Source organism: Bacillus sp. F9_6S_D1_P_5 (assembly GCF_054823925.1).
The window spans coordinates 117,445-142,150 of the sequence record NZ_JBTREW010000001.1 but is presented as its reverse complement, the minus strand read 5'-3'; the positions used below and the strand labels follow the sequence as shown (position 1 = coordinate 142,150).

Below are 24,706 nucleotides of genomic sequence, written 5' to 3'. Positions count from 1 at the left end.
TTATACGAAAAAACGCAGTCCTATAAGGACTGCGCTCTTTCCCTAACCTATACTATTTTTTCTTCACAGCACTCATGCTTCCAATGATATAAGCGATAAACGCAAAACAAATCGGGAAGACAACTGTATGTATACCGAACGGATTTGGATAGAAAAGATGGATACACATATATGAACCTACCCCAACTAAAATAGAGGCAAGCGCTCCTGTTGCATTTCCTTTCCTCCAATATAACCCTAATACGATCGGCCAAATGAATGCTGCTTCTAATCCACCGAAAGAAAATAAATTTAACCATATTAAAAAATCTGGTGGTTTAATCGCTGCTGCATATACAAGCAGTCCTACGATACCAGTAATCCACAAACTTCCTTTTTTGATCGTAATGTCTGCTGCATCTTTATTTATGTAATTTACGTATATGTCTTTAATAATTGATGAACTTACAAGTAACAATAACGAGTTTACTGTAGACATAATTGCTGCCATTGGTGCAGCTAAGAAAACTCCAGCTAGCCAAGGTGGCAACACTTCCATAGCGAGTAGCGGCATCACTTTATCTGGTACCGTTATACCGGGAAGTACGACTCGTGCAAACACACCCGTTAAATGCATACCAATCATAATTGTACCTACGACAATCGTCCCAATTATTAACGCTTGATGCATCGCTTTGGAATTTTTATAAGACATAGCACGCACGCTAATTTGCGGTAAACCAACAACGCCAATTCCAATTAAAATCCAAAATGATGTCACATATGATTTCGTTAAACTACCATCGGCTCCGAGTGGTGTAATTAAATTTGGGTTGATTTGAACAAGTTCCTGCATAATCTTTTCAATTCCACCACCAGCAATGACAGTAGCAATTAAAATGATTGTCGTTCCAACTAACATAATGATACCTAATAACGTATCTGATAAAGCAACTGCACGGAATCCACCAATTAATACGTACACAAGTACAGAAAAAGTAAATAAAAATAGTGCTGTTGTATAAGAGAGACCCGTTAACGACTCAATTAATCGGCCGCCGCCAACCCACTGAGCTACTGTTGCTGAAAATAAGAAGATAATAATACATAATGCAGAAAGTATAACAACTGCTTTATTATTATATCTTCCCTTTAAATAGTCGATAAGAGTAATTGCTTCCATCTTCCTAGCGATAATTGCAAACTTTTTACCAATAACCGTTAAAACGATATACCCTGTTACAACTTGAATCGCAGATAATAATACCCATCCGAGACCCATATTATACGCAATACCAGGACCCCCAATAAAGCTACTAGCACTACCGTACGTAGCAATCATTGTCATTGCTAATAATAAGCCGCCAAGTTCACGCCCACCAAGAAAATATTCTTGCAAAAATTTATTATTAGCAGTCGCTTGTACGCGTCTTGAAGCATATACACCAATTAAAAATACAACGATAAACGAAATTATCATTGGAATGATTACATACCAATTCATCTATTATTCCTCACTTTTTTCTTCCTCATCGAGTGAAATATCTTGAAATACAAAACGAACAACTAAACTAAGTAAAATAACCATAACGATAAATCCAACGATACAGCTATAAAAAAACCATGCTGGAAAACCGAATACATATGTATATTCACTTGGCTTTTTACTACCAAGCCCATAAGCAAATCCGTACCATATTATAAAATTGATAATAGCAAGTCCAAGACCGATTAACGCTTCTCTATGGGCAATCCGAAAGCGTGGATCATCATGATAATTCTTCATTTTCTTCCTCCTCTCACGATGTATTATTGTACCATTGTTCTTCTAGTTTTTCCTACTAGAAAGCAAAAACAAGCAGGATTTTTTATATTCATATAGAAGATTCTCTTACATTACATATTTTTTACAATTGTAACACAAATGAAATTTGAATTTTCAGTATTTGTTAATTATGATTTAAATTAGAGGCTTTCCATCTAGTTCCCACATCCTTGATTTCGGAATAAACGCCGTCTCGTACTGCGTTTACATTATATTTTCAAGGGGGTTATACAATGAGTCAACTAGCTGTAAATCTTCATGAAAAGGTAGAAAAGTTTCTTCAAGGTACAAAAAAATTATATGTGAATGGATCTTTCATTGAAAGCGCTTCCGGTAAAACATTTAAAACACCTAACCCAGCAACTGGCGAAACACTTGCCGTCGTTTCTGAAGCGGGTCGCGAAGATATTCATAAAGCTGTCGTTGCAGCTCGCATGGCTTTTGACGAAGGTCCTTGGTCTCGCATGAGCACTGCTGAGCGAAGCCGTCTTATGTACAAGTTAGCTGATTTAATGGAAGAACATAAAGAAGAGCTTGCACAGCTCGAAACGTTAGATAATGGAAAGCCAATCCGTGAAACAATGGCAGCAGACATACCACTTGCAATTGAGCATATGCGCTATTATGCTGGCTGGGCGACGAAAATTGTTGGTCAAACAATCCCTGTTTCTGGTGATTACTTTAACTATACACGCCATGAAGCTGTTGGTGTCGTTGGTCAAATTATCCCTTGGAACTTCCCACTTCTTATGGCAATGTGGAAAATGGGAGCTGCGCTTGCTACAGGATGTACAATCGTTTTAAAACCTGCAGAACAAACTCCATTATCCGCTCTATACTTAGCTGAATTAATTGAAGAAGCTGGATTCCCGAAAGGTGTTATTAATATCGTTCCTGGATTCGGTGAATCAGCTGGACAAGCTCTTGTTAATCATCCACTCGTTGATAAAATTGCGTTTACTGGTTCTACTCCTGTCGGTAAACAAATTATGCGACAAGCATCTGAATCATTAAAACGCGTTACACTTGAGTTAGGCGGTAAATCACCAAATATTATCTTGCCAGATGCTGATTTATCTCGCGCGATTCCTGGTGCACTTTCTGGTGTTATGTTTAACCAAGGACAAGTATGCTCTGCTGGATCACGCTTATTTGTTCCGAAGAAAATGTATGATAATGTCATGGCTGACCTTGTCCTTTACTCTAAAAAATTAAATCAAGGTGCTGGCTTAAGTCCAGAAACTACAATCGGTCCTCTCGTTTCCGAAGAACAACAAAAACGTGTAATGGGCTACATTGAAAAAGGAATTGAAGAAGGCGCTGAAGTACTTTGCGGAGGAAGTAATCCATTCGATCAAGGCTACTTCGTTTCCCCTACAGTATTCGCTGACGTAAATGATGAAATGACGATCGCAAAAGAAGAAATTTTCGGTCCAGTTATTTCTGCAATACCTTTTAACGATATTGATGAAGTAATTGAACGTGCAAATAAATCACAATTCGGCTTAGCGGCTGGTGTGTGGACAGAAAATGTTAAAACAGCACACTATGTTGCAAGTAAAGTACGTGCTGGTACTGTATGGGTAAACTGTTATAACGTCTTTGATGCAGCATCTCCATTTGGAGGATTTAAACAATCCGGTCTTGGCCGTGAAATGGGATCTTACGCATTAAATAACTATACAGAAGTGAAGAGCGTTTGGCTTAACTTAAATTAACGAAATAGAGAACCTGGCCTATACGGTCAGGTTCTTTTCATTATGTATTCCTTTAAACTTGCAGTCCCCCGCTCACATTCAATACTTCTCCTGTAATATAGGATGCGTATTCTGATGCTAAAAAGGCAGCTGCGTTCGCAATATCTTCTGGCGTTCCAATTCTACCAACTGGAATCGCGCCGACCATCTTTTCTTTCACTTTATCTGGTATCGTTTTTGTCATATCTGTATCCATAAATCCTGGACAAATCGCATTACATGTAATACCGAAACTTCCAACTTCTTTCGCTGCCGTTTTCGTTAAACCTACAACGCCTGCCTTCGTAGCTGCATAGTTTGCTTGACCTATGTTTCCTTCTCTACTAATTGAAGATATATTAATAATGCGTCCATATCCTTGTTGTCTCATATAAAGGAGAGCTGGTTGCATACAATAAAAAACTCCAGTTAAGTTCACTTGCAATACTTGTTCCCAAGCAGACTTCTCCATTTTATGTAACATTGCATCCCTTGTAATCCCAGCGTTATTCACTAAAATATGTAATGTTCCGAATTTTTGAACCGCATATTCAATTAACGACTTCGCTTCATTTTGATTACTCACATCACATCGATATAAGCTCACTTCATATCCTTCATCCGATAACTCACGTGTCGTTTTTTGTAGCTTCTCTTCATTTACATCACTAATTAATACTTTCGCCCCTAGTTTTGCATAAACCCTTGCAATCTCTTTTCCAATTCCCTGTGCAGCTCCTGTTACAACAGCTGTTTTCCCATTTAAAAACTCCATCCCTATCCCCCATTTCTATTACTTATACTGTATATTTCGGCTTTTTACTTTCCAATTCCTCTTTGCATAAAAAAGTCTATTTGTGTCAAACTAACTTTGCAACGTCGCATAAAGTGAAACTTTAATCAGTGGGGGTTTTCTCCATCCCCCACTGATTATTAGTTGAACCAATCGGACTTTTATGGGCAGTTGATCCCCCACCTAACTTCTTTACTTTCGCTGAATTTTGAGGTGGGGGTCTTACTGCCCATTAAAGCGGGATAAAGTGCAAGGAGATTGTGTCGAATGAACAAAAAAAATTTCAAACAAAACAAAGCTACTGATGGCATTGATGTTGAGTTCTCTCGTGAACTCGCTGACCACAATGACTTAGAAGCGAACGCACGTGCAAATGCCGCTGATGCACGTCAAAAACGCCAGTCAACAGAAAAATAAGAAAAGCACAACCTTATTCTTTTCAACAGGGACCTACTACCCAACAAAATAAACCGAGAGATATCCTCTCGGTTTATTTTCTATATTTTTTTATATAATGTGCCAAAGTAAGTAGCGGATAAATTTGGGCATAGCTATGATAACGAATATAAAACCCACCTGGTAAACCTGTTCCAGTAGGATATTTTTCATTCACATAAGGATTCGCAAGCAAATATGAAATACCTTTTCGAATAGTTGGTGTTTCTGTGTCATAGTAAGAAATGAGAGCATCTAACGCCCATGCTGTTTGGGATGGTGTACTGAATGGTAAAGTAATGAACCTTTTTTCCACACTACTATAGCATGATTCTCCCCACCCACCATCTTCATGCTGTATATGTTCAAGCCATAAAGCTGCTCGCTTCAATGATGGATTGCTAGATGGAATTCCTAGTGACCGTAAACCAGTCATCACCGCCCACGTACCATATATATAACAAATCCCCCATCTCCCGTACCATGATCCATTTTCCTCTTGCACATTCATTAACCAATTTATCGCACTTTGTTTTTGTTTCTCAGGCAACTCATTTTGCGCATATGTCCCAAAAAACTCTAACACTCTTCCTGTAATATCTGGTGTAGAAGGATCTGTAATCATATCGCTTGCATTTTCGATTGGTAAATTCGCTAATAAATTGCTTGTCACACCTTTTTCAAATGCTCCCCAGCCACCATCATTATTTTGTAATCCTTTAACCCAAGTAACTCCTTTCTTCCAAGCATAATCTACATTTTCGTTTCCTCTACTTCTTGCCAACGCTCTTAGTGTAGCTGTTGTATCATCAACATCTGGAATTGTCGTATTCACATCTGAAAAACCCCAACCGCCTGGAGCAAGCGCTGGTGCATGTATGCTCCAATCAGCTTTTTTTGTATGCTGTTTTTTTAATAAATATGCTGTGGCATGTTGAAGCATATTGGTATCTTTCGGAACATGGGCCTCTTGTAGCGCATAACTGAGTAAAGCCGTATCCCATACAGTTGAAGGAGAGTTTTGCAAATGATTTCCGCTTTCCATCTTCCATATATAAGATGTTATCCCTGTTATAGCCTTTTGAATCATTGTTGATTGAAGAGAATGTCCTAACGCGAGTAAAGCATAAATCATATAAAACGAGGCAGTTGCGTAACTATATAACGTTCCATTTTCATCAATACGCTCTTTCATAAAACGTTCGACTTCCTCATATCCTTTATGATGTAACGAAAGAGGATACGATATAATTTGCTTTACATCATTTAATAACGTTTGAAACAACGGAGACCGATCCTCCCGAAACCATTCTCCGCCCCCGCCCGCAATATGATTTAAATTTGGCAATAACTTTTTCCCTACTCGAAATCTCTTATTTAAACATAGCATCATCGGAATTAAATGGATACGTGCTGAGCTACTCAATTCAAATATACTGAGGGGAGAATCATTCTGTAGAAACATGATTGGTGTTGGTAAATGAAAGAGTGAAGGATATTCATATTCTCCATGAATCGCTAATAAAAACTTCGTCATAAAATGAGCACGCGCTACCCCGCCACGCTCATTTATAAACATTTCCGCTCGTTTCATATTCGTATCTTCTTTTTTATATTTTTTCGATGCAAGTAAGGCGGCATAAGATTGAATTGTAGCAGATAAATTGCCACCCACCTCATCTTCATACAATTTCCATGTTCCTTCATTTGTTTGAAGTGATGCTAATCTTTTTACAAACGGTTCTATCTCTTTATCTCTACCTAATAATTTTAATAAAAAAATCATATGGCAATCTGTTAACGGAGCTCCTTCAAAACAAAACCGCCACGTACCATCTTGCCGTTGCATCGTTTGAAGTGCAGTTGTTCTTCTCGCTATTTCTTCATGCACTTTTTTGTATAATAACAAGTTACTCACCCACCCTTTCGAAATCCGTATAACGATATTCAAAAAGTTAGCTGAATATGTATGAAAACAAAGAAAAGCAGAACATATAAAATGTTCTGCTCATAAACAATATCCTACTCCGACAATTATCCCTACTAAAGCACCGACTACTACTTCATATGGTGTATGCCCGACAAGTTCATTTAACTTCTTATATTCTGTTTGTCTACCGTGAAAAAACTCATTCAATATTTTCGCCTGTTTACTTACTGCAAGTCTTACCCCTGAAGCATCATACATAACAATTATTGCAAAGATAGCAGCAACAGCAAATAAGGTACTTTCCACACCTTCCACAACGCCAACACCGGTCGCAAGTGCTGTAACAGTTGAAGCATGAGAACTTGGCATCCCACCTGAAGCGAAAAACTTTGCAAAATCGAATTCACCCGTTTTAACTAATTTAAAGACTACTTTCGTCAATTGTGCTAAAAACCATGAAATTACAGCGGCCATAAGCGGATCATTATGTAAAATTGTTTCCACGTTCTCAGCTCCCTACTAGCTATAATGGAAATTCTATATAGTATCAGTATAAAGAAAAATGCGTAGAAAATACTACGCATTATGATACTTTTGCTGATTTATTTTTTATAAATTTCGGTTGTTTCTGCACTAAGAACTTTGTTTTCGCTACCGAGAATACAAATAATGCAACCCATATACAGAAAAATGCAATCATATGAGTAGATGTGAAATGTTCACCAAATACGAATACACCTAAAATTAAACTAATCGTTGGTGCAATATATTGTAAAAATCCTACCATATAAAGTGGGATAAGTTGTGCTCCTTTTGCAAAATAAAAAAGTGGTAAAGCTGTAACAATGCCCGCTCCTATTAATAGTAACGTCGATAGCATGGAAATAGATCCAAATGAACCGAATCCATGCACTCCTGTCATAACGAGATAAATAATTGCAAACGGTGTCACTAACATCGTTTCCATCGTAAGTCCAATTGTCGCATCATAGTTTAACAATTTTTTCGTTAATCCGTATAATCCAAATGAAAAGGCAAGTGATAAAGAAACCCACGGAATAGATCCGAAACGCACTGTTAAAATAATAACCCCTACTCCAGCTAAACCAACTGCAACATATTGCCAAAAGTTTAACTTTTCTTTTAAAACGACTGTACCAAGTAAAATACTAATAAGCGGATTAATATAATACCCAAGACTTGCTTCAATGACATGATTATGATTAACCGCCCATATGTAGACAAACCAGTTTCCGCTAATCAAGACTGAAGCTATTGTTAATGACATTAATAATTTAGGTCGTTTAAAAAGATTCACGAACTCCCCAATAAACTGACGAAACCTTTTCGTAACACCTAATACGAGTAACATAAAAACGAACGCCCAAACGATGCGGTGTGCTAATATTTCATCTGCAGGAACTTCCTCAACCCATTTCCAATAGATTGGTAGGATTCCCCACATCGTATAAGCACCAGCCGCATATATAATCCCTTTTTTTTGCTGTGCTGATTGACTCCCCATCTTCCTTTTTCTCCTCTTCTCGTTTTTCTCCATTATACGGTCCCACATGCTCACTTTACCAATAATCAATCTGCAATTCTTTCGACATTTCTCATACAGCAAAAAGTAAACATACTGTTATAACGACAAGTAACGGTATACCGAAAACAAATTTCTTTTTATGAGTTTTATGGTGAAACATATACATCCCGATCCAAGCACCAACTGCGCCTCCAGCTGCCGCTGATAAAAACAACGTACTTTCTGGAGTTCTCCACTGTTTCTTCTTCGCTTTTCGTTTATCAAGCCCCATAAGGCTAAAAGCTATAACGTTAATAATAATAAAATAAATCCACTTCATCGCTTTCTCTCCCTATGAAAAATTCGCTTAATAGTAACATGAAAAAACAATGGAAACAACTGAAGAACGCTTTTCATTAACTAGTTACCTTCATATTTACATAACCAACTAAAATCGCAGTTAAAGCAATGAAATAGAAAGATGATATGAGCAGAATCTTATATTTCATTCCCTTCACCCACTACCATATCATCGAAAAAACTTCTCTCAATCTCTTTTTCATCAAAATGAAGAACTACGATTAGCCCTACATATAAAGAAACGAAATTTAGAAACCATTCGCCATTATCATCTTTGTTAGCTAAACATTTAAATATCTCTTGAAATTGCATACGCTCATCGGCGGCAACAACCGGTCGCACGCCAAAATATTTCAATACGAGATTCAGCTTTAGCTGCACGGATAATGATAAAATATATTTTAATAGCTCCGTATAATGAGCAACATTTTTTTGACTATATAACGTCACAAGCTTTTGATGTAAAGTAGAAATCGATAATTCTTCTTCCGTCACTTTAGTTGTTTCTACCATTTCAATCATCTTTTTCATATCCATTACATTCACCCCTTCTGCCAAAAAACAAAAGCCAAAGCGTATTTATTTTATAATCAACAATAATTGAGTATTTCTCGTCTCTCTTTCTTCTTCACTAACTAAGTCATACTTTTTTAAAAGATGAAAGATATCGTTTAATATTTCTTGTGGATGATTACGTTGCAAAAACCCCTTCAATCCTGTAAAAATCCCTTCCGGTAAAAAACTCTTCTGACTTTCCAGCTTATTCATTACATCTTTCATAGAATGATCGATATTACAAGCCATAAAAAATTCCTCCTCTATTCTTTATAAATAATATCCTCCGCTAATGTTGCAAACACTTCTCCTACAAGAGAGTCTTCATTATATACAGATGAACCGTTATTTTCTTCTCGTTTTGCAAAAGGTATTTGCGCAATCACTTCTGTTTGCAATTGGTCTGCAAGCATTTCGCCGCCACCTTTTCCGAAGAGATAGTTTTTTGATCCATCTTGTTCTTCATAATAAGCCATATTCTCCACAATACCTAAAATCTCGTGTTTCGTATGTTTTGCCATTACCCCTACTCTAGATGCTACGAATGAAGCTACATTATGTGGTGTTGTAACGATAATTTCTTGCGCCTGCGGAATCATTGCTGCAACATCAATAGCAACATCTCCTGTACCAGGTGGTAAATCAAGAAGTAAATAATCTAATTCTCCCCAGTGCGTATTCGCAAGGAAATTTTGAATCCATTTATTTAACATCGGCCCGCGCCACATAACTGGGTTATTTCCTTCCGTAAAAAATCCCATCGACATGATTTTCACACCGTGACTAACGACTGGAATTGCTGTTTGATCAATCATCGTCGGTTTTTGATTCGTTTCCATCATAGCTGGAATGCTAAAACCATATATATCTGCATCTAATATCCCCACTTTTTTGCCCATACGAGCTAAAGCAGTCGCAAGATTAATTGTCACTGTCGATTTTCCAACTCCACCTTTTCCGCTCGTTACAGTAATAAATCGTACTCCTGAATCAAGGCGAAGCATGCTCGGCATACCAGTTTCTGTTCTACTATTTTTCTTTAACTTCTCTGTTAGCGCAGCTCGTTCCTCTTGTGTCATAGAACCAAATGTCAAATCTACTTTAGATGCACCAATTGCCTGAAGAGACTCTTCCACGTCTTGTTGAATTTTTGCCTTTAATGGACAACCTTGAATCGTTAACACTACTTCAAGTTTAACCTCTGTTCCATTCATTTGTATATTTCTAACCATATTTAATTCTACAATACTTTTGTGTAACTCCGGATCCTCTACATGTTTTAACGCGCTCATTATTTGTTCTTGAGTAATCATAAAACTCATCCCTTCTCGTATTCGAATTTATATACAACATCTTCTTCGCGAAAAATCTTATTATCCCCCGCTAACAGGCGGAATGAATGCTACTACATCTCCAGCTTTTATCATCTCTTCATTCGTTACAAATTCTTCATTAACAGCCACCATCACTCTATCAAGCGATTGTAAACAATAGCTTGCTTTGAGCCATTCTTTTAATTGCTGCACTGTCATTTCTTGTTTTTCTAAAATTACGAATCGATCCAATCCGACTTCCTCACGCAAATTTGCGAACAATAAAATTGTAATCATCTTCTCATTCTTCCTTCTTCGGTTTTCCTTCTGGATATGCCGTATTTTCAAGTTGATCTCCAATCCACATCGTTCCATCTTCCCAAAATTCTTTTTTCCAAATGGGGACGATTCTCTTTATACGTTCAATCGCGTATTCATTTGCTTCATAAGCAACTTTACGATGCGGTGATGAAACTGCAATGACTACCGCGATATCCATAATTTCTAGCCTCCCTACACGGTGCGTAATTGCTACTTTTGCGTCTGGCCACTTTTCATTTATTTCTTCACCAATTCTTGTAAGTTGTTTTACTGCCATCGGTTTATATGCTTCGTACTCTAAATGTAGCGTTCGTTTTCCTTTTGTTAACTCTCTCACCGTACCAATAAAAGTTGTAATCGCACCTGCTTCTCTTCTTGCGACTTTATTTGTTACTTCTTCAACTAAAATTGGTATATCTACAATTTCAAATAGTGCTTGTCCCATTAGAAACACCCCTCACTTTATAAAATGCTCCAGGCTATTCACTACCTTCGTTATCTTCCAGCAAGAGAACATCTACGAACATATCTTTTTTATAACCTCTCGTACCACCTGGAAGTACAATAAATATATTTGTCTCTGCTAGAGAAGAAACCGAGCTAGATTTATCAAACCCTGACGGATAAGCGATTAACTGTCCTTCGTTATATGCCAGTTTTGCTCGCACAAATCTTGTAAATGGATTTGGTTTTAAAAAATCTTCTCCTAACAACGCTTTTTCTCTTTTTACATGTGCTTTTTCACTAAACATATACGTCCGAATACAAGGTCTTACAAACAATTCAAATCCTACGTAACAAGCAGATGGATTTCCTGATAAACCAAATAATAACTTGCCATTTAATTGTGCTACAGTCGTAACACTTCCTGGCCGCATTGCAACTTTATTGAAAAGAACCGATGCACCTAATTTTTCATATATAGCTGGCAAATAATCGTAATCCCCTACTGATACACCACCTGTTGTAATGAGCATATCTACTTGGCTTAATGCTTCTTTTACAGCTGTGAAACATGTATGAAAATCATCGCTAAACTTCCCAAAATATTTTACTCTTCCGCCCGCTCTTCGAATTTGGGACAATATCATATACGTATTACTATTTCGGATTTTCCCTGGCTGTAGTGAATCATTTACATCCAGTAATTCACTACCAGTCGCTAATAGTCCAATTATAGGCTTTCTTGCAACTGGCACCTCGCTATAGCCGAACGTAGCAAGAAGAGCTGAAATACCTGGATGAATGTATGATCCTTTCTTTGCAAGAACCGTTCCTTTACGAGCATCTTCACCTTGAAAAGAAATATTGTCGCCCGTTTTAAACGATCGCTTCACTTCCATGTAATTGTTGCCAGCTTCCTCATATTGACGAGTCAGCTCCAACATAACAACCGCATCACACCCATTCGGAATTTGCGCTCCCGTCATAATTCGGACTGCTTGAAACGGGCCTACTTTCTCGTGGAATATTGATCCTGCACCAATTTCACCAATTACTTCAAACACAATTGGTGTTTCATAACTTGCTACATTCGTATCTTCTGCTCTAATAGCAAACCCATCATACGGTGAACGATTAAATGAAGGTACATCATGGTCAGCTACTAAATCTTCTGCTAATATACGTCCGTAAGCTAATTCAATAGGTAGTAGCTCCTTTAATCCCTCATTAGCAAATCCCATTACTTTACGAACAGCTTCTTCAACCGTAATTGGCACTCTTCTTTCCATTGTTGACAACCCTTTCTATTAACCGAATACGCGATAATATAATTGTTTCGCTTTCGAAATATCATTTGTACCATGAATGAGAACACGTCCATCCCGAAAAATAACGAAGCGGTAATCATCCAGTTGGCAAGATAGTAAATACGGGTTCCGATCTACTTCCCCCAGTCTTTTTAATACTTTTTCTATATCGTCAAAATCGTACTTTCTATTTTCTACTGGCCTAATTTGAACTGTATTTCTTCCGCACAAAACAGCTACCTTCGTTTGGTTTTCGTATGATAAATAAGGATAAGTTCGATTCAAACCGCACGAAGGACAATCGTCTGTCTTGATTTTCCCTAGTTTTATAAATTGGTTTTGATTATTCCATATATCAAACATGAAAAATGTTTTTCTAATTGCTGAAAAATCTTCTACTAAAATTTTGAGTGCTTCCGCCACTTGATATGCTGCGACGATTTGAACAGTCGGGCTAATAATTCCAGCTGTATCACACGTCACACCTGTAACTGGAATGTTCTTCAGCACACAATGTAAACACGGTGTCTTTTGCGGAATAATTGTATAACTCATACCGTACGAGCCAACGCAAGAACCATATACCCACGGGATATTATGTTTTTGTGATAAGTCATTTATTACAAATCGAATATCAAAATTATCTGTTGCATCAATTATTACATCTACATTTTTTAATAGGTCATCCATATTTTCTGCAACTGCATCCATTACGAAAGCATGTATTTGTACTTCAGAATTAATTTGTTCTAGCCGATTTTTAGCAGCGATTGCTTTCGGCATTTTCTCTCTCGCATCTTGTTCAGAGTACAATTGTTGCCTTTGTAAATTACTCCATTCAACGTAATCACGATCAATAATCGTCAACTTGCCAATACCTGCACGCACGAAACTTTCGGCACTTGCACTTCCTAATGCGCCTGCTCCTACAATTAACACATGTTTATTTCGAATTTTTTCTTGCCCTCTACTCCCAATTGGTTTGAACAACTGTTGTCGTGAATACCGCTCAGCCATTACATACCCTTCCTCTCACGAACTCTATTTCATATTAGAATGTTGTTTTTGATAACAAGCAAAGTAAGCAAACCCAACAAATCCAGCCCCTCCAATTACATTTCCGATAAAGACAGGAACGAAATTTCTAGCAAGATCCATCCACGTCAGATGACCTGCAAAAATAACTGCTGAGATGACAAACATATTTGCTACTACTTGCTGAAATCCGATTACTACAAATGCCATAATTGGAATCCAAATTCCTATTATTTTCCCGACAAAATCACTCGTTCCATAAGCGAGCCAAAGCGCCAAACAAACGAGCCAATTACAACCAATTGCTAAAATCAAAGTTCTCCCAAACGATTCATGTAACTTTCCTTCCGCTATCGCTACCGTTTTATTTAAATAATCTCCCTCTGTTAATCCGCCGAGATGACCGAAACAATAAGCTACGAAAATAGCTCCCACAAAATTCATGAAAGTAATCCAAACCCAATTATTTAATACACTTACCAATGTAATTTTCTTTGCATATAGCGCCATAGACAGTGACATCATATTTCCCGTAATTAATTCTCCTCCTGCCAATACGACGAGCATGAGTCCAACAGGAAAAACCGCTCCTCCTAAAACATTGACTAAACTCCCCCAGCGCTCAGGTAAATTACCTAAAACGCGAATGTTAAGCAAAAAACCTAGCGAAATAAACGCTCCTCCTAAAAAACCGAGAATAAGCATTGCTGGCAACGTTTGACTTACTTTTTGAACACCGGCCTCAATTACGAGTTCAGCAATCTGTTCCGGTTTATGAAATGCCATTACTAATTCCTCCATTTTCTCCAAATAAAAAAGCAGCTTCAAAAAACCTACTTAAAATAAAGGTTTTTGAATGCTGCTTAATTTCTCTGCACATCTTTTACAGAGATATCAATCATCACTTTTACTATAAAATAGAAAATCTACAAACGTTGCATACTTTCCATTTTGTATATAATTCATCATAGCGTCACTCTTATATATCAACCGCCAATATGTGACATTTCAATTTTAGGCACTCTTTTTTTACCTGTATGACTTAAGCGTTCATCTGAATAACGATCTTCTCGGTTGTTCCATATATCGCGTACGATATCTGTTATTTCCTCGTCAGTGTATACAGATCGAAGCAGTTCTCTCAAATCATTTCCTTTAGAAGCGAACAAACAAGTATATAATTTTCCTTCTGCAGAAATACGTGCTCTCGTACATGAGGAACAGAAGGAATCTGTTACCGATGAAATGATACCTATTTCCTCTTCACTTCCGATATAACGATAACGAGTTGCAACTTCACCTGCATAATTCGCTTCTATCCGTTCTAATGGCATAACTTGATGTATGGCATTTACTATTTCTTGTTTAGATACGACCTCTTTTAACTCCCAACCGTTATAATTTCCAACGTCCATATACTCAATAAAACGAAGAATATGTTTATTTTCCTTAAAGTATTGCGCCATCTGCAAAATGTCCTGTTCGTTTTTCCCCTTTTGAACGACCATGTTTATTTTAATTTTCATACCGACTTCAGCTGCAGCCTGTATTCCTTCTAGTACCCTTTGCACTTTGCTTCTATTACCATTCAAATAGAAAAACCGCTCTTCTTCTAAGGAATCTAAACTAACTGTCACACGTGATAAACCCGCCTTATATAAATCAGGAGCAAACTTTTTAAGTAACGATCCATTGGTTGTTAAGCCGATATCCTCCACACCATCTATTTTATTAAGGCGCTCAATAAGCTGCGGAAGACCTCTTCGAAGTAACGGTTCTCCGCCCGTAATCCGTAACTTTCTTACACCTAAAGAAACAAAAATACGTGTTATCCTTTCAATCTCATCAAAAGATAAAATTTTATCATTAGACAAAAACGAATAATCAGGACCAAATATTTCTTCTGGCATACAATAACGACAGCGAAAATTACAGCGATCAGTAACAGAAATACGTAAATCCTTTAAAGGACGTTGTAGTTTGTCTAATGTGACAGATTTCATATTTATTGCCTCGCTTTTACTTATTTTATATTTAAAACACGCTCTGGATGCGTATATACATTTAAGGATTGATTCCGAATAAACCCTATCGTAGTAATACCTAATTCTTCAGCTAGCTGCAAAGCCAACTCAGTTGGAGCTGATTTTGAAAGTATAATTTCACAACCAATCTTTGCAACTTTCAATAATATTTCCGAAGAAATACGACCACTAAAAACTATGATTTTATCTTTTATAGAAATATTATTTTTTAAACAATAACCGTAAATTTTATCTAACGCATTATGCCTTCCGATATCCATTCGGCTTAAAATAATACCATTCACATCACACAAAGACGCATTATGAACGCCGCCTGTATGACGAAATGTCTCTGCGGATTGCTGCATTTCTTTCATTAACCGAAAACAATCTTCTGCTGCAATCTGTACATGGACACCACCCATTTTCTTTGCGCTTAGTGCATCATTTGCGAAAACAAAACCTTGTCTACTCATACCACAACACGACGTAATATAACGTTTATTTTGCATTTGTTCGTAATACGGGTTCGCTTTTTTCGTTGTGACATGTACAAATCCTTCTTTCTCTTGTACCCATATGTCATCAATATCTTCATACTTTCGAATGATTCCTTCAGATGCTAAGAAGCCTATTACCATATCTTCTATATATTCTGGAGTACTAACCATTGTAACAAACTCCTGTCCGTTCATTTTAATCGTGACTGGAAACTCTGTTACAATGCTGTCCTCTATATGTTTAAACGCCCCTTGTTCATAACGAAAGATTTCTCTTTCTACCTGTATCGGTTTCACGATCAGTATCCTTCTCTCACGTTATATTTTTATCAAAAACGAATACCGAAACTGCAATATCTTCTTCCACTTTCATATCTGAAAACAAATTCACTAATTTCGCTCCAACAAGTTCCTCCAAATGTTCACGGGAATTTGCGGCATACACTTCTTGAATCATTTTCGTTCTAGCCATATGAACCATTTCCGCACCGTCCATCGTACTTGAAATGAATTTTTCAGTAGGTGTTAAGTTTCCGTAAAGGGTCGCAATCGCCATATTTTCAGCAAAAACAGTATGAATTCGTTCCGGTCCTTTTCCGAAAAGTTCCTTTCGAAGTTTTCGTATCATATCATTAAATTCATGTACTTTTTTTGACATACAATTATACCTCCCAAAATCCTCATTTTACTTTATTATATATTTTACCAAAATGATCCTTTCGCCCAAACTATTTCGCACCAACATTTGGGCGAAAAGATTCACCTCATGAAACTTATTCTTCTTTTAATCCTTTTCCCATACCTTTTAAGAAATGAAGCCCAAACCCGATAGCACGGTTAATATCTGGGTCTTTCAATACTTTCATAAGATCGAATACCCCTACTTTTTTATTACTCTCTAAATGTTCATTACCTTTTTCTAGCCCTACTAATAAGCTACCTATAAGCTTTTTCGTAAGTTCCGGATCAAGTTCTGTTAAAGCACCCGCAGCACCCATCATATTATTAATTAAATTTGTAACAGGCTCACGAGTCACTTGGCCAAGAACAATCTTTGCGATTGGTTCTTTCGCCTTTAGCATAGAATTTGCGGCTTCTAGCATTCCAATTTCATTTAATTCCCCAACAATATTAAACATTTGATTTAAAGCTTCTTCATTATTAGCTAGAAGCTCTTTTAAATCATCTAGTTTTTGCTGTTTTATTTCTTCCTCAGTTAATTCTTGTTTTTGAATCATTTTTATAGGTGCAGCCATATTTTTCTCCTCCTACTTATCCGTTAAATGCACATACCCTGGACGTGCCCACTTACGATGTACCTCAATGCCAGCTTGAGGATGACGTTTTTTATTACGCGGGTTTGCTTTTGGCATCGGATTTTCACCATCAACTTCTAGCACTTCCATACGCACTTTCGTCTGTTTATAAGCAGGTGTATTTGTACGCGTATCAACTGCAGGACCTGTTAAGAAATTAATCGCTGTTTCATTATCTGTAGAGTTCATCGGTAAATATAACTCATTCGCTTTTACACGGTCTGTTACAAGTGCACGTAATTTTAACGCTCCAAAAGGAGAGATAAGACGAACTAATGAACCGGTTTTCACTCCACGTTCTTTTGCAAGTTCTGGAGAAATTTCAACAAACACACCAGGTACTTTCGTTTGAATACCTGTTGATTTATTTGTCATATTCCCTTCATGGAAATGCTCAAGCATACGACCGTTATTAATGTGAAGATCGAACTCCGCTGGGAATTCAGCTGGACGTACCCAGTCAGCAATCGCAAAACGAGCTTTTTTATCTGGGAAGTTAAATCCATCTTGGAAAAGTAATGGTGTATTCGTACCATCAAAGCTTCCCCAATGGAAACTATTCCATCCTTCCAGCACTTCATAGTTCGCTTGTGAGAATAGTGGTGATAAGCTTGCCATTTCAGCAAAGATTTCACTTGGATGGCTATAATTCCAGTTTGCACCTAATTTATTCGCAACTTCCTGCACGATCCACCAATCTGGTTTCGCATCTCCAAGCGTAGGAAGCACTTGATATAGTCTTTGTACACGGCGCTCTGTATTTGTGAACGTACCTTCTTTCTCAAGAGACGGTGCTGCTGGTAATACAACATCTGCATATTGTGCAGTTTTAGAAAGGAAAACATCTTGCACAACGAAGAAATCAAGGCTTGATAACACTTCGTGTACGTGGTTCGCGTTAGAATCTACAAGAGCCATATCCTCTCCGACAAGATACATAGCTTTCATTTTCCCTTCGTCAATTGCGTGCAGCATTTCAATATTATTAAGACCTGGTTCAGTATTAATTTTCACTCCGTAAGCCATTTCAAATTTCGCACGTTCCATATCGTTAGTAACGTGTTGATATCCAGGAAGCCATCCTGGTAAAGTACCCATATCACAAGCACCTTGTACGTTATTATGACCTCGAAGCGGATATGCACCAGCACCTGGACGACGATAATTACCAGTTGCAAGAAGTAAGTTTGAAATCGCAGCGGAAGTATCAGATCCACCTGTATTTTGCGTTACTCCCATACCCCAAAGAATACATGTACCATCTGCATCACGAATCATTTCAGCCATTTGAATAAGTGTTTCTTTTGAAATACCAGTCATTTTCTCTGCATATTCAAGTGTATATTCTGTAAGACTCTCTTTGAAATCTTCAAAGAAGTTTACATTCTCATCAATAAATCGTTGATCGTGCCAGCCTTGATCAATCATATATTTCGTAACAGCCATTAACCATACTTGATCTGTTCCTTGTTTTGGACTAACAAAGACGTCTGAACGCTCTGCCATTTCTGTTTTACGAAGATCAGCCACAATTAATTTTTGTCCGTGTAATTTATGTGCACGTTTAATTCGTGTAGCTAAAACAGGATGACCTTCTGTCGGATTACAACCTACAATAATAACAAGACCAGATTGTGCGATATCTTTAATCGTTCCAGCATCTCCGCCCATACCAATTGTTCGGAATAATCCGTCTGTCGCTGGTGATTGACAATAACGTGAGCAGTTATCAATATTATTCGTTTGAAATACTTGTCGGGCTAATTTTTGAATCACGTAATTGTCTTCATTCGTAATTTTAGATGAAGAAATAAAACCGATAGCATCTTTACCGTACTCTTCTTTAATCGATCCTAATTTACTTGCAACTACATTCAATGCTTCTTCCCATGTAGATTCAACAAACGTTCCATTTTTACGAATTAAAGGTTTCGTAATTCGTTCTTTAGAATTTACGAAATCCCAGCCAAATTTTCCTTTTACACAAGTAGAAATTGCGTTAACTGGCGCATCAGAAGAAGGTTGTACTTTAAGAATTTTACGCCCTTTCGTCCACACTTCAAATGAACACCCTACACCACAAAATGTACATACTGTTTTCGTTTTCTTCGTACGAGTATCACGCATGGCCGCTTCCACTTCTGATACCGCAAAAATACCGCTATATCCAGGCTCAACTTCTTTAATTAAGTCTACCATCGGTTCAAGAATATCTGGTTTTAATCCCGTCATAAATCCAGCTTCACCGAGCATCGTTTTCTCCATTAAAGCGTTACAAGGACAAATCGTTACACATTGACCACAGCTCACGCATGAAGAATCATTAATATTTACCCCTTCATCCCAAATCACTCGCGGGCGTTCCGCTTCCCAGTCTATTGATAACGTTTCATTTACTTGTAAGTTTTGACATACCTCAACACATTGACCACATGCAATACATTGGTTAGGATCATAACGATAAAACGGATGTGTCATATCCACTTCACTTACATCCACTTTCGGTTCATATGGATATTTTTGATGTTCGATTTCCATTAATTCTGCTGTATTATGCAGCTTACAGTTCCCATTATTGTTGTCACATACAGTACAGTATAATAAATGATTTTCTAATAACCGATCCATCGCCTCTGTTTGTGCTTCTTTCGCACGAGTAGAATTACGTTCAATGTTCATAACTTCTGTCACTACTGTCGAACAAGAGCGCATTAACTTCCCGTCAACTTCTACAATACAAGTGTCACATGTTTGAATAGGATCTACTTCTGGCACATAACAAATTTGCGGATGTTCAATCCCGTTTTCATTAATCACACCCAATATCGTTGAACCGGGCTCCGCTGCATACTTTTTTCCGTCAATTGTAATATGAACCATGTTGTCATTCATGGTCTTTCCCCCTTTTTGAGAATAAAAAAACTCCACCACGAAAATATACGCACCACATTTCGGCACGTTATTATCATGGTGGAGTAGTTTATTAGCACATCTTGCTAAAATACCAATCCATTTATTCATAAATAAAACGATAGATTCATAACAGGTCATATCACGATTCCATCTTTAACACTATAATTATAGCGTTAAAGTTAAAAATATACAATATAAAATTTAAACTACGCATATGTCCGCATGGAACCATCCATAATAACCCATATAATACATAGCAAGGAGTAAGCAAACAAATGGGGTCTTTTAATAAATGGATACGTGGTGAAAAATCTTTTTCTGCACAAGAGCAAGCTGATCACCTATTAAATCAATCTACCTCTGCTTCTCTTTCCCTTAATCTAAAGCACTTGTCCAAGCTGTTTAGTGGTATTCCAGAATTAATTACACGAACCTTTCCGTTAAAAAACGGAAAAGAAGCTGCCCTTATATATATGGAAGGACTTGTAGACAAAACCGTTATTAACATGAATATAGACAAAGATAGAAAGAAATTAACTTCACTTATTACAAAACAACTAAACAAAGATCTAAACGATTTAATCCACAAAATTCAAAAACAGCAACTTGATCCATTCGGATTTGGTGACTATGCGAGGGCATTTCAATATAAAGAATGGAAAGAAGTTGAAGACGATTGGCCGAGTGCCTTTTCAAAAGCGAATGTGAAAGTAGTACCTACTATTAAAATTTTAGAAAACGGAATCATTAAATAATAAAAACACGCTACTTGCTCTTATACGTGTAAAGAGCAAGTAACGTGTTATCATATTTATTTTGAAGCTTCCTATACAGTTAAGCTTCTGTTTCTGGCTCTTCGTTTTCCGCTTGTTCCAATCTTTGCTGCTCTGCAAGTTCAGCTGAAATCATTCCATAATAAATTTCTGGATACAATCCAAATATTTGATATACACTTCCTAAAAACGGCATCGGAATCCCTCTTTTCTAAAGTTGTATTGCCACTTTTAAGGATTCCCTTTTCATTCATTATACATTCGTTTTTGGCGTTTCTTCTTCATCATGAACGCTTAATAAATTTTGCCACTTTTTATAAGGAGCACTATTTGGATCTACATAGCCTTTCGCATACGAACGATCCCACAATTGTTTAATAAACATTTCTTTCTCTTTCTTTGCAACCATATCGGCACCTGTACCGTAATAGTTTTGGAAATATAACTCAATTTCATCAAGGAATAACCTTAATAATTCATCAGAAGTTTCTTCTAACGTTGGATCATACTTTGCTTCACGGTCATACATTAAAATCATATCTAAAATATTATGGACATGCTCTTTACGAAGCCATCTAATATCTTGAGCACCTAATACAAATGGATGTGTATATAAATGTCCACCTTGTATCATCGCCTTTTCTTGTTCTTCTTCAAATCTAGATAAGATGTTTTCATAAATGAACGGATTATGAAGCAACGCTCTATGCAATTTATAACTTTCGCTTGAAATATTTTTCCCCATCGACTGAATTAAGAAGCTACGACCAACGCCGTTATATTGGTACACGAACTGGCCATCAACAGCAACTAAACTTATCCAGCGATACATATACGCGTATAGAAGAGCTCGATTACATTTATCATAATCTAACTTCGTTTGCGTTGCATTTAAGTCTGGCATGAATGCCGGTAAGTGCCAATACTTATCTAAATGCGGCGTTAAACTAGATTTTTTACTATTCAACTTGTTTACGCGGCGATAGTAAGACTGAAAATAATCACCTTTATCATTCATAAATCCATTTGCAATATGTCCAGACGAGAGCTTAGGAAAATCTTGCAGTGATAAACCGTAATGCGCACGATAACAAATGACTTCAAATGGTGAAAAAGCTTCATGTACTGTATCCTTTTCTTTAAACATTTCTTGAATTAATTCCTCTTGCAGTTCTTTCTTTAAAGATGGATGTATGCCCCAATATTGTAATTCCCTATGATGTGAAACTTTCGGCACGAATGGACTTGCTAAATGGAACAAGTCTTCAATTTTTTCACGAACGTATTCATCACGATCACGCTTCTTATAATCCGCTTCTTTTCGTAACGCCTCAACGATATTCAGCTCTAATTTATCACGATAGCGTATTTGTAACTCATCGTAGCAATAACTTAGTATGTGCTCACGATAAAAGTCTTCTACCTTTTTCGATTGAATCTCTTCCGTTTTTGCATCCCGGCAATATTCCCCGTATAAACTCATATAAATTTCTGCTGATATATCTTTCGGTAATACACCTAAATTTAAATGTTGCTGCATATCTTGCCATATCTTTTCTTGTAACTTCTCTTCAGCTAATACGTATACATTCGTTGGGTTTGTTTTCCCTTCAAACTCCTTGCTTCGTTTTTGAATTTCGAACAATAAATTTTCACGTGTTTCGTGTAAATTATCAAAAAATCTTTCCCAATATTGAATCATTTTATTAACCGCTTGATATAGCGATTGATATACGAGTTCTAATAGCATTTCTTTACGATACTCGTTTAATTTGTGTACGTACTGCGTTACAATATCTTCAAATTCCTTTTTAAATAAACGCTGCTGATTATTAATCATTTTTCCAAACCAGCCTTGTTGCTGCGCGATTTCTACTCGGCGCACAGCTGTTACCGTTCCATCAATATTACTCACATTAAATTTCTTATCGTAGTTTTGAATTAAATTACGCTTTTGTTCATTATTTTCATGTAGTCGATTCATTTTCTCGACTAACTGCTTTCGAATTTCATATAACATAAAACGAGCGGATACTGGATGAACAGGATCTGTTTTCTTTAAAAACCATGTATTTAGTTGATATGACTGTCCCTCAGAACCACTTGGTGAAAAACGGTCTGATTCAATCATGTCATATAAAAGTGTCGTTACATGTTCATGTACGCGGCTCGCAATCGCATACGCATATAAACGAACCGCATGGTCTACCCTTGCTACTTCACCTTTCATTTGTTCCATCATTTTCAGCTTTGCAGCTGAAATTTTACACTCATGCTGCAGACGATTTAATTCTTCATCTTTTTGCACCGTACGCTGTACATAACTTTCTACAGCTTCTAAAAACAGTTTTGATTTCGCAACACCGACCTTACCGCCTTCTGCTCCTTCACGCGTTTCATTATACATTTGTCTATAAAAAATATGAGCCTGTTCTGGGCGAGTAGCAAGATGTTCTAAGTCTTCTAAATAACTTTTCCCGCGCTCTGGCTTTTCACGTTGCATACCACGTTTTACATCTTGATCGTATCTTTGCTTCTTCTCTTGAAACAGTTGATCTAAATGCAGCCACGATTCATCTAAACCTTGCACTGCCCATTTTAAAGCACAATATTTTAACACGTGCTCATATGGATAAATAATCTTTGCCGTTCCTGCCCCGCAATATCGTCCTTTCCCGCTCGATTCTGCTAATTGCTGAATTTGATTATCTTCCTGTGCAAAATGATTTGCAGACATCGGACTAAATAACTGTAAATAAATCGTATTTGCCATTTGCTCCATATAATCTGATAAATTGTGCAGATGGTGTCCGTGTAGATTTTCGTAATCGTATAAGAAACAATAATTGTACGGTAGATGGTGTTGTTTAATTGTATGATTTGTTCTACCGTCTTCATCTACTTGATCAGGTCGATATTCTAATTCAATCGTGACGCCACCGCGTTTTGATAATTCTCCAGTAGAACCGAGTGTAATGGCATGTAATTCTTTTAGCGATGCATAGCCATTTGCTTGCACCGTTTCAAACTCTTTTGCACTAACCGTTCTCGTCTTAACTAACACGTCCGGCATTAAAAACGCACCACGTATTAAAATGTTGTGATGTTGCAGTTTTTTCCGAAGCATTTCACGTAAATATAATGCAATTTGTAGAAACATCCCTGAACCTGTTCCGCCCGCTAGTGATGTTACGATAATGACACGCACTCCATATTCCGTTTGATCGCTTGTAACCGGAAAAATCTTCTCAATTTCTTGCCAAAAGGACGTCAATTTATCTTCTTTCATCGCAGCACGTAACGCTAAACGGGAAATGACGCGTAACTGTCCTGCCCCTTCTGTCAGTGGTTTATCCAGTATAGTCGGGTCCATTGGAAACCATTCTGGAATCGTTGGATCTCCCGCAATATACTCTCTTGGTGTTTTACTCGAACTCGTTTGTGTTTTAAACTTTCGAATATGATCAAATTTACTCAATGTATTCACATCTGTATCAAATACGTGCATTGCTACCTTTTTTCGGCGTTCCTCAGGTAGCCTTTCATATATTTGATGTGTCACAGTACTACCGATTCCACCTAAACCAATTAATATCGTTGGAACTTGTAACGTCATGTGAAC

General features: G+C 37.2%; 25 protein-coding genes. 3 read left to right on the top strand and 22 right to left on the bottom strand.

The features are described 5' to 3' along the window. Positions 1 to 52: 52 nt before the first annotated feature. Together panF and ACUXEY_RS00745 are read right to left on the bottom strand one after the other, a co-directional pair. Positions 53 to 1,483 carry a sodium/pantothenate symporter gene (panF, locus tag ACUXEY_RS00750; protein WP_461299833.1) on the bottom strand — a complete coding sequence of 477 codons (1,431 nt, stop codon included), beginning with the start codon at positions 1,481 to 1,483 and terminating at the stop codon, positions 53 to 55. Positions 1,484 to 1,486: 3 nt separating this feature from the next. Beyond that, complete coding sequence (locus ACUXEY_RS00745; RefSeq protein ID WP_429603128.1) at positions 1,487 to 1,765, bottom strand: YhdT family protein; 279 nt, start codon at positions 1,763 to 1,765, stop codon at positions 1,487 to 1,489. A 272-nt stretch (positions 1,766 to 2,037) separates the two neighbouring features. Between ACUXEY_RS00745 and dhaS the strand changes: the two genes are divergently transcribed. Next, positions 2,038 to 3,522, top strand: coding sequence for an aldehyde dehydrogenase DhaS (gene dhaS, locus ACUXEY_RS00740; RefSeq protein ID WP_000080277.1), 1,485 nt, complete (start codon positions 2,038 to 2,040; stop codon positions 3,520 to 3,522). Between the two features lie 52 nt (positions 3,523 to 3,574). On the opposite strand, the gene fabG is transcribed toward dhaS, so the two are convergent. Then, positions 3,575 to 4,315 carry a 3-oxoacyl-ACP reductase FabG gene (gene fabG / locus ACUXEY_RS00735; protein ID WP_016086869.1) on the bottom strand — a complete coding sequence of 247 codons (741 nt, stop codon included), beginning with the start codon at positions 4,313 to 4,315 and terminating at the stop codon, positions 3,575 to 3,577. 285 nt (positions 4,316 to 4,600) lie between these two features. On the opposite strand from fabG, the gene ACUXEY_RS00730 reads away from it, so the two are divergent. Then, positions 4,601 to 4,750 (top strand): YfhD family protein, encoded by a 150-nt coding sequence (locus ACUXEY_RS00730; protein WP_001035808.1) that lies wholly within the window; start codon positions 4,601 to 4,603, stop codon positions 4,748 to 4,750. A gap of 73 nt (positions 4,751 to 4,823) precedes the next feature. On the opposite strand, the gene ACUXEY_RS00725 is transcribed toward ACUXEY_RS00730, so the two are convergent. The 17 genes from ACUXEY_RS00725 to fdhF all read right to left on the bottom strand — a co-directional run bounded on the left by ACUXEY_RS00725 (position 4,824) and on the right by fdhF (position 20,290). After that, complete coding sequence (locus ACUXEY_RS00725; protein WP_461299832.1) at positions 4,824 to 6,677, bottom strand: terpene cyclase/mutase family protein; 1,854 nt, start codon at positions 6,675 to 6,677, stop codon at positions 4,824 to 4,826. Positions 6,678 to 6,776: 99 nt separating this feature from the next. After that, positions 6,777 to 7,202 (bottom strand): divergent PAP2 family protein, encoded by a 426-nt coding sequence (locus tag ACUXEY_RS00720; RefSeq protein WP_087958799.1) that lies wholly within the window; start codon positions 7,200 to 7,202, stop codon positions 6,777 to 6,779. A gap of 79 nt (positions 7,203 to 7,281) precedes the next feature. Then, the gene (rarD, locus tag ACUXEY_RS00715) at positions 7,282 to 8,223 is read right to left on the bottom strand and encodes an EamA family transporter RarD (RefSeq protein WP_461299831.1); all 942 of its coding nucleotides are present in this window, start codon (positions 8,221 to 8,223) and stop codon (positions 7,282 to 7,284) included. A gap of 91 nt (positions 8,224 to 8,314) precedes the next feature. Further along, positions 8,315 to 8,563 (bottom strand): DUF1294 domain-containing protein, encoded by a 249-nt coding sequence (locus tag ACUXEY_RS00710; RefSeq protein ID WP_016086864.1) that lies wholly within the window; start codon positions 8,561 to 8,563, stop codon positions 8,315 to 8,317. Positions 8,564 to 8,721: 158 nt separating this feature from the next. After that, positions 8,722 to 9,120 carry a hypothetical protein gene (locus ACUXEY_RS00705; protein ID WP_461299830.1) on the bottom strand — a complete coding sequence of 133 codons (399 nt, stop codon included), beginning with the start codon at positions 9,118 to 9,120 and terminating at the stop codon, positions 8,722 to 8,724. A 42-nt stretch (positions 9,121 to 9,162) separates the two neighbouring features. Continuing rightward, positions 9,163 to 9,387, bottom strand: coding sequence for a group-specific protein (locus tag ACUXEY_RS00700; RefSeq protein ID WP_166703941.1), 225 nt, complete (start codon positions 9,385 to 9,387; stop codon positions 9,163 to 9,165). Between the two features lie 14 nt (positions 9,388 to 9,401). Further along, complete coding sequence (locus ACUXEY_RS00695) at positions 9,402 to 10,451, bottom strand: P-loop NTPase (RefSeq protein WP_461299829.1); 1,050 nt, start codon at positions 10,449 to 10,451, stop codon at positions 9,402 to 9,404. A 60-nt stretch (positions 10,452 to 10,511) separates the two neighbouring features. After that, entirely contained in the window at positions 10,512 to 10,748 is a 237-nt protein-coding gene (moaD, locus tag ACUXEY_RS00690) for a molybdopterin converting factor subunit 1 (RefSeq protein ID WP_353840078.1), read from the bottom strand. 4 nt (positions 10,749 to 10,752) lie between these two features. Continuing rightward, the gene (gene moaE, locus ACUXEY_RS00685) at positions 10,753 to 11,217 is read right to left on the bottom strand and encodes a molybdopterin synthase catalytic subunit MoaE (protein ID WP_063262502.1); all 465 of its coding nucleotides are present in this window, start codon (positions 11,215 to 11,217) and stop codon (positions 10,753 to 10,755) included. 34 nt (positions 11,218 to 11,251) lie between these two features. Then, positions 11,252 to 12,505: a molybdopterin molybdotransferase MoeA gene (gene moeA, locus ACUXEY_RS00680; protein WP_461299828.1), complete on the bottom strand. Its 1,254-nt coding sequence runs from the start codon at positions 12,503 to 12,505 to the stop codon at positions 11,252 to 11,254. A gap of 18 nt (positions 12,506 to 12,523) precedes the next feature. Beyond that, entirely contained in the window at positions 12,524 to 13,540 is a 1,017-nt protein-coding gene (locus ACUXEY_RS00675; RefSeq protein WP_461299827.1) for a molybdopterin-synthase adenylyltransferase MoeB, read from the bottom strand. A gap of 24 nt (positions 13,541 to 13,564) precedes the next feature. After that, positions 13,565 to 14,344, bottom strand: coding sequence for a formate/nitrite transporter family protein (locus ACUXEY_RS00670; protein WP_033656377.1), 780 nt, complete (start codon positions 14,342 to 14,344; stop codon positions 13,565 to 13,567). Positions 14,345 to 14,544: 200 nt separating this feature from the next. After that, positions 14,545 to 15,561, bottom strand: coding sequence for a GTP 3',8-cyclase MoaA (moaA, locus tag ACUXEY_RS00665; RefSeq protein WP_429603134.1), 1,017 nt, complete (start codon positions 15,559 to 15,561; stop codon positions 14,545 to 14,547). A 20-nt stretch (positions 15,562 to 15,581) separates the two neighbouring features. Next, on the bottom strand, positions 15,582 to 16,379 hold the full coding sequence (gene fdhD, locus ACUXEY_RS00660; protein WP_461299826.1) for a formate dehydrogenase accessory sulfurtransferase FdhD: 798 nt from the start codon (positions 16,377 to 16,379) through the stop codon (positions 15,582 to 15,584). Between the two features lie 16 nt (positions 16,380 to 16,395). Then, positions 16,396 to 16,740 carry a Na-translocating system protein MpsC family protein gene (locus ACUXEY_RS00655; protein ID WP_000039582.1) on the bottom strand — a complete coding sequence of 115 codons (345 nt, stop codon included), beginning with the start codon at positions 16,738 to 16,740 and terminating at the stop codon, positions 16,396 to 16,398. 115 nt (positions 16,741 to 16,855) lie between these two features. Continuing rightward, the gene (locus ACUXEY_RS00650; RefSeq protein ID WP_461299825.1) at positions 16,856 to 17,338 is read right to left on the bottom strand and encodes a helical membrane plugin domain-containing protein; all 483 of its coding nucleotides are present in this window, start codon (positions 17,336 to 17,338) and stop codon (positions 16,856 to 16,858) included. 12 nt (positions 17,339 to 17,350) lie between these two features. Further along, positions 17,351 to 20,290 (bottom strand): formate dehydrogenase subunit alpha, encoded by a 2,940-nt coding sequence (gene fdhF / locus ACUXEY_RS00645; protein WP_461299824.1) that lies wholly within the window; start codon positions 20,288 to 20,290, stop codon positions 17,351 to 17,353. A 296-nt stretch (positions 20,291 to 20,586) separates the two neighbouring features. On the opposite strand from fdhF, the gene ACUXEY_RS00640 reads away from it, so the two are divergent. Continuing rightward, positions 20,587 to 21,066 (top strand): Ger(x)C family spore germination C-terminal domain-containing protein, encoded by a 480-nt coding sequence (locus tag ACUXEY_RS00640; protein WP_461299823.1) that lies wholly within the window; start codon positions 20,587 to 20,589, stop codon positions 21,064 to 21,066. 79 nt (positions 21,067 to 21,145) lie between these two features. Here the strand turns inward: ACUXEY_RS00640 and ACUXEY_RS00635 are convergent, their stop codons facing one another. Continuing rightward, entirely contained in the window at positions 21,146 to 21,280 is a 135-nt protein-coding gene (locus tag ACUXEY_RS00635) for a hypothetical protein (RefSeq protein WP_001116178.1), read from the bottom strand. Between the two features lie 57 nt (positions 21,281 to 21,337). Beyond that, positions 21,338 to 24,700, bottom strand: coding sequence for a tubulin-like doman-containing protein (locus ACUXEY_RS00630; protein WP_461299822.1), 3,363 nt, complete (start codon positions 24,698 to 24,700; stop codon positions 21,338 to 21,340). Between the last annotated feature and the right edge of the window lie 6 nt (positions 24,701 to 24,706).

Coding starts and splice junctions, on each gene's coding strand:
- rarD (WP_461299831.1), bottom strand. CDS start 8,223: ATGGGGAGTCAATCAGCACAGCAAAAAAAAGGGATTATATATGCGGCT.
- ACUXEY_RS00630 (WP_461299822.1), bottom strand. CDS start 24,700: ATGACGTTACAAGTTCCAACGATATTAATTGGTTTAGGTGGAATCGGT.
- fabG (WP_016086869.1), bottom strand. CDS start 4,315: ATGGAGTTTTTAAATGGGAAAACAGCTGTTGTAACAGGAGCTGCACAG.
- panF (WP_461299833.1), bottom strand. CDS start 1,483: ATGAATTGGTATGTAATCATTCCAATGATAATTTCGTTTATCGTTGTA.
- ACUXEY_RS00635 (WP_001116178.1), bottom strand. CDS start 21,280: ATGCCGTTTTTAGGAAGTGTATATCAAATATTTGGATTGTATCCAGAA.
- fdhF (WP_461299824.1), bottom strand. CDS start 20,290: ATGAATGACAACATGGTTCATATTACAATTGACGGAAAAAAGTATGCA.
- moaD (WP_353840078.1), bottom strand. CDS start 10,748: ATGATTACAATTTTATTGTTCGCAAATTTGCGTGAGGAAGTCGGATTG.
- dhaS (WP_000080277.1), top strand. CDS start 2,038: ATGAGTCAACTAGCTGTAAATCTTCATGAAAAGGTAGAAAAGTTTCTT.
- ACUXEY_RS00675 (WP_461299827.1), bottom strand. CDS start 13,540: ATGGCTGAGCGGTATTCACGACAACAGTTGTTCAAACCAATTGGGAGT.
- ACUXEY_RS00745 (WP_429603128.1), bottom strand. CDS start 1,765: ATGAAGAATTATCATGATGATCCACGCTTTCGGATTGCCCATAGAGAA.
- ACUXEY_RS00710 (WP_016086864.1), bottom strand. CDS start 8,563: ATGAAGTGGATTTATTTTATTATTATTAACGTTATAGCTTTTAGCCTT.
- ACUXEY_RS00650 (WP_461299825.1), bottom strand. CDS start 17,338: ATGGCTGCACCTATAAAAATGATTCAAAAACAAGAATTAACTGAGGAA.
- moaE (WP_063262502.1), bottom strand. CDS start 11,217: ATGGGACAAGCACTATTTGAAATTGTAGATATACCAATTTTAGTTGAA.
- ACUXEY_RS00670 (WP_033656377.1), bottom strand. CDS start 14,344: ATGGCATTTCATAAACCGGAACAGATTGCTGAACTCGTAATTGAGGCC.
- ACUXEY_RS00640 (WP_461299823.1), top strand. CDS start 20,587: ATGGGGTCTTTTAATAAATGGATACGTGGTGAAAAATCTTTTTCTGCA.
- moeA (WP_461299828.1), bottom strand. CDS start 12,505: ATGGAAAGAAGAGTGCCAATTACGGTTGAAGAAGCTGTTCGTAAAGTA.
- ACUXEY_RS00655 (WP_000039582.1), bottom strand. CDS start 16,740: ATGTCAAAAAAAGTACATGAATTTAATGATATGATACGAAAACTTCGA.
- ACUXEY_RS00730 (WP_001035808.1), top strand. CDS start 4,601: ATGAACAAAAAAAATTTCAAACAAAACAAAGCTACTGATGGCATTGAT.
- ACUXEY_RS00700 (WP_166703941.1), bottom strand. CDS start 9,387: ATGGCTTGTAATATCGATCATTCTATGAAAGATGTAATGAATAAGCTG.
- moaA (WP_429603134.1), bottom strand. CDS start 15,561: ATGAAATCTGTCACATTAGACAAACTACAACGTCCTTTAAAGGATTTA.
- ACUXEY_RS00695 (WP_461299829.1), bottom strand. CDS start 10,451: ATGATTACTCAAGAACAAATAATGAGCGCGTTAAAACATGTAGAGGAT.
- ACUXEY_RS00705 (WP_461299830.1), bottom strand. CDS start 9,120: ATGGATATGAAAAAGATGATTGAAATGGTAGAAACAACTAAAGTGACG.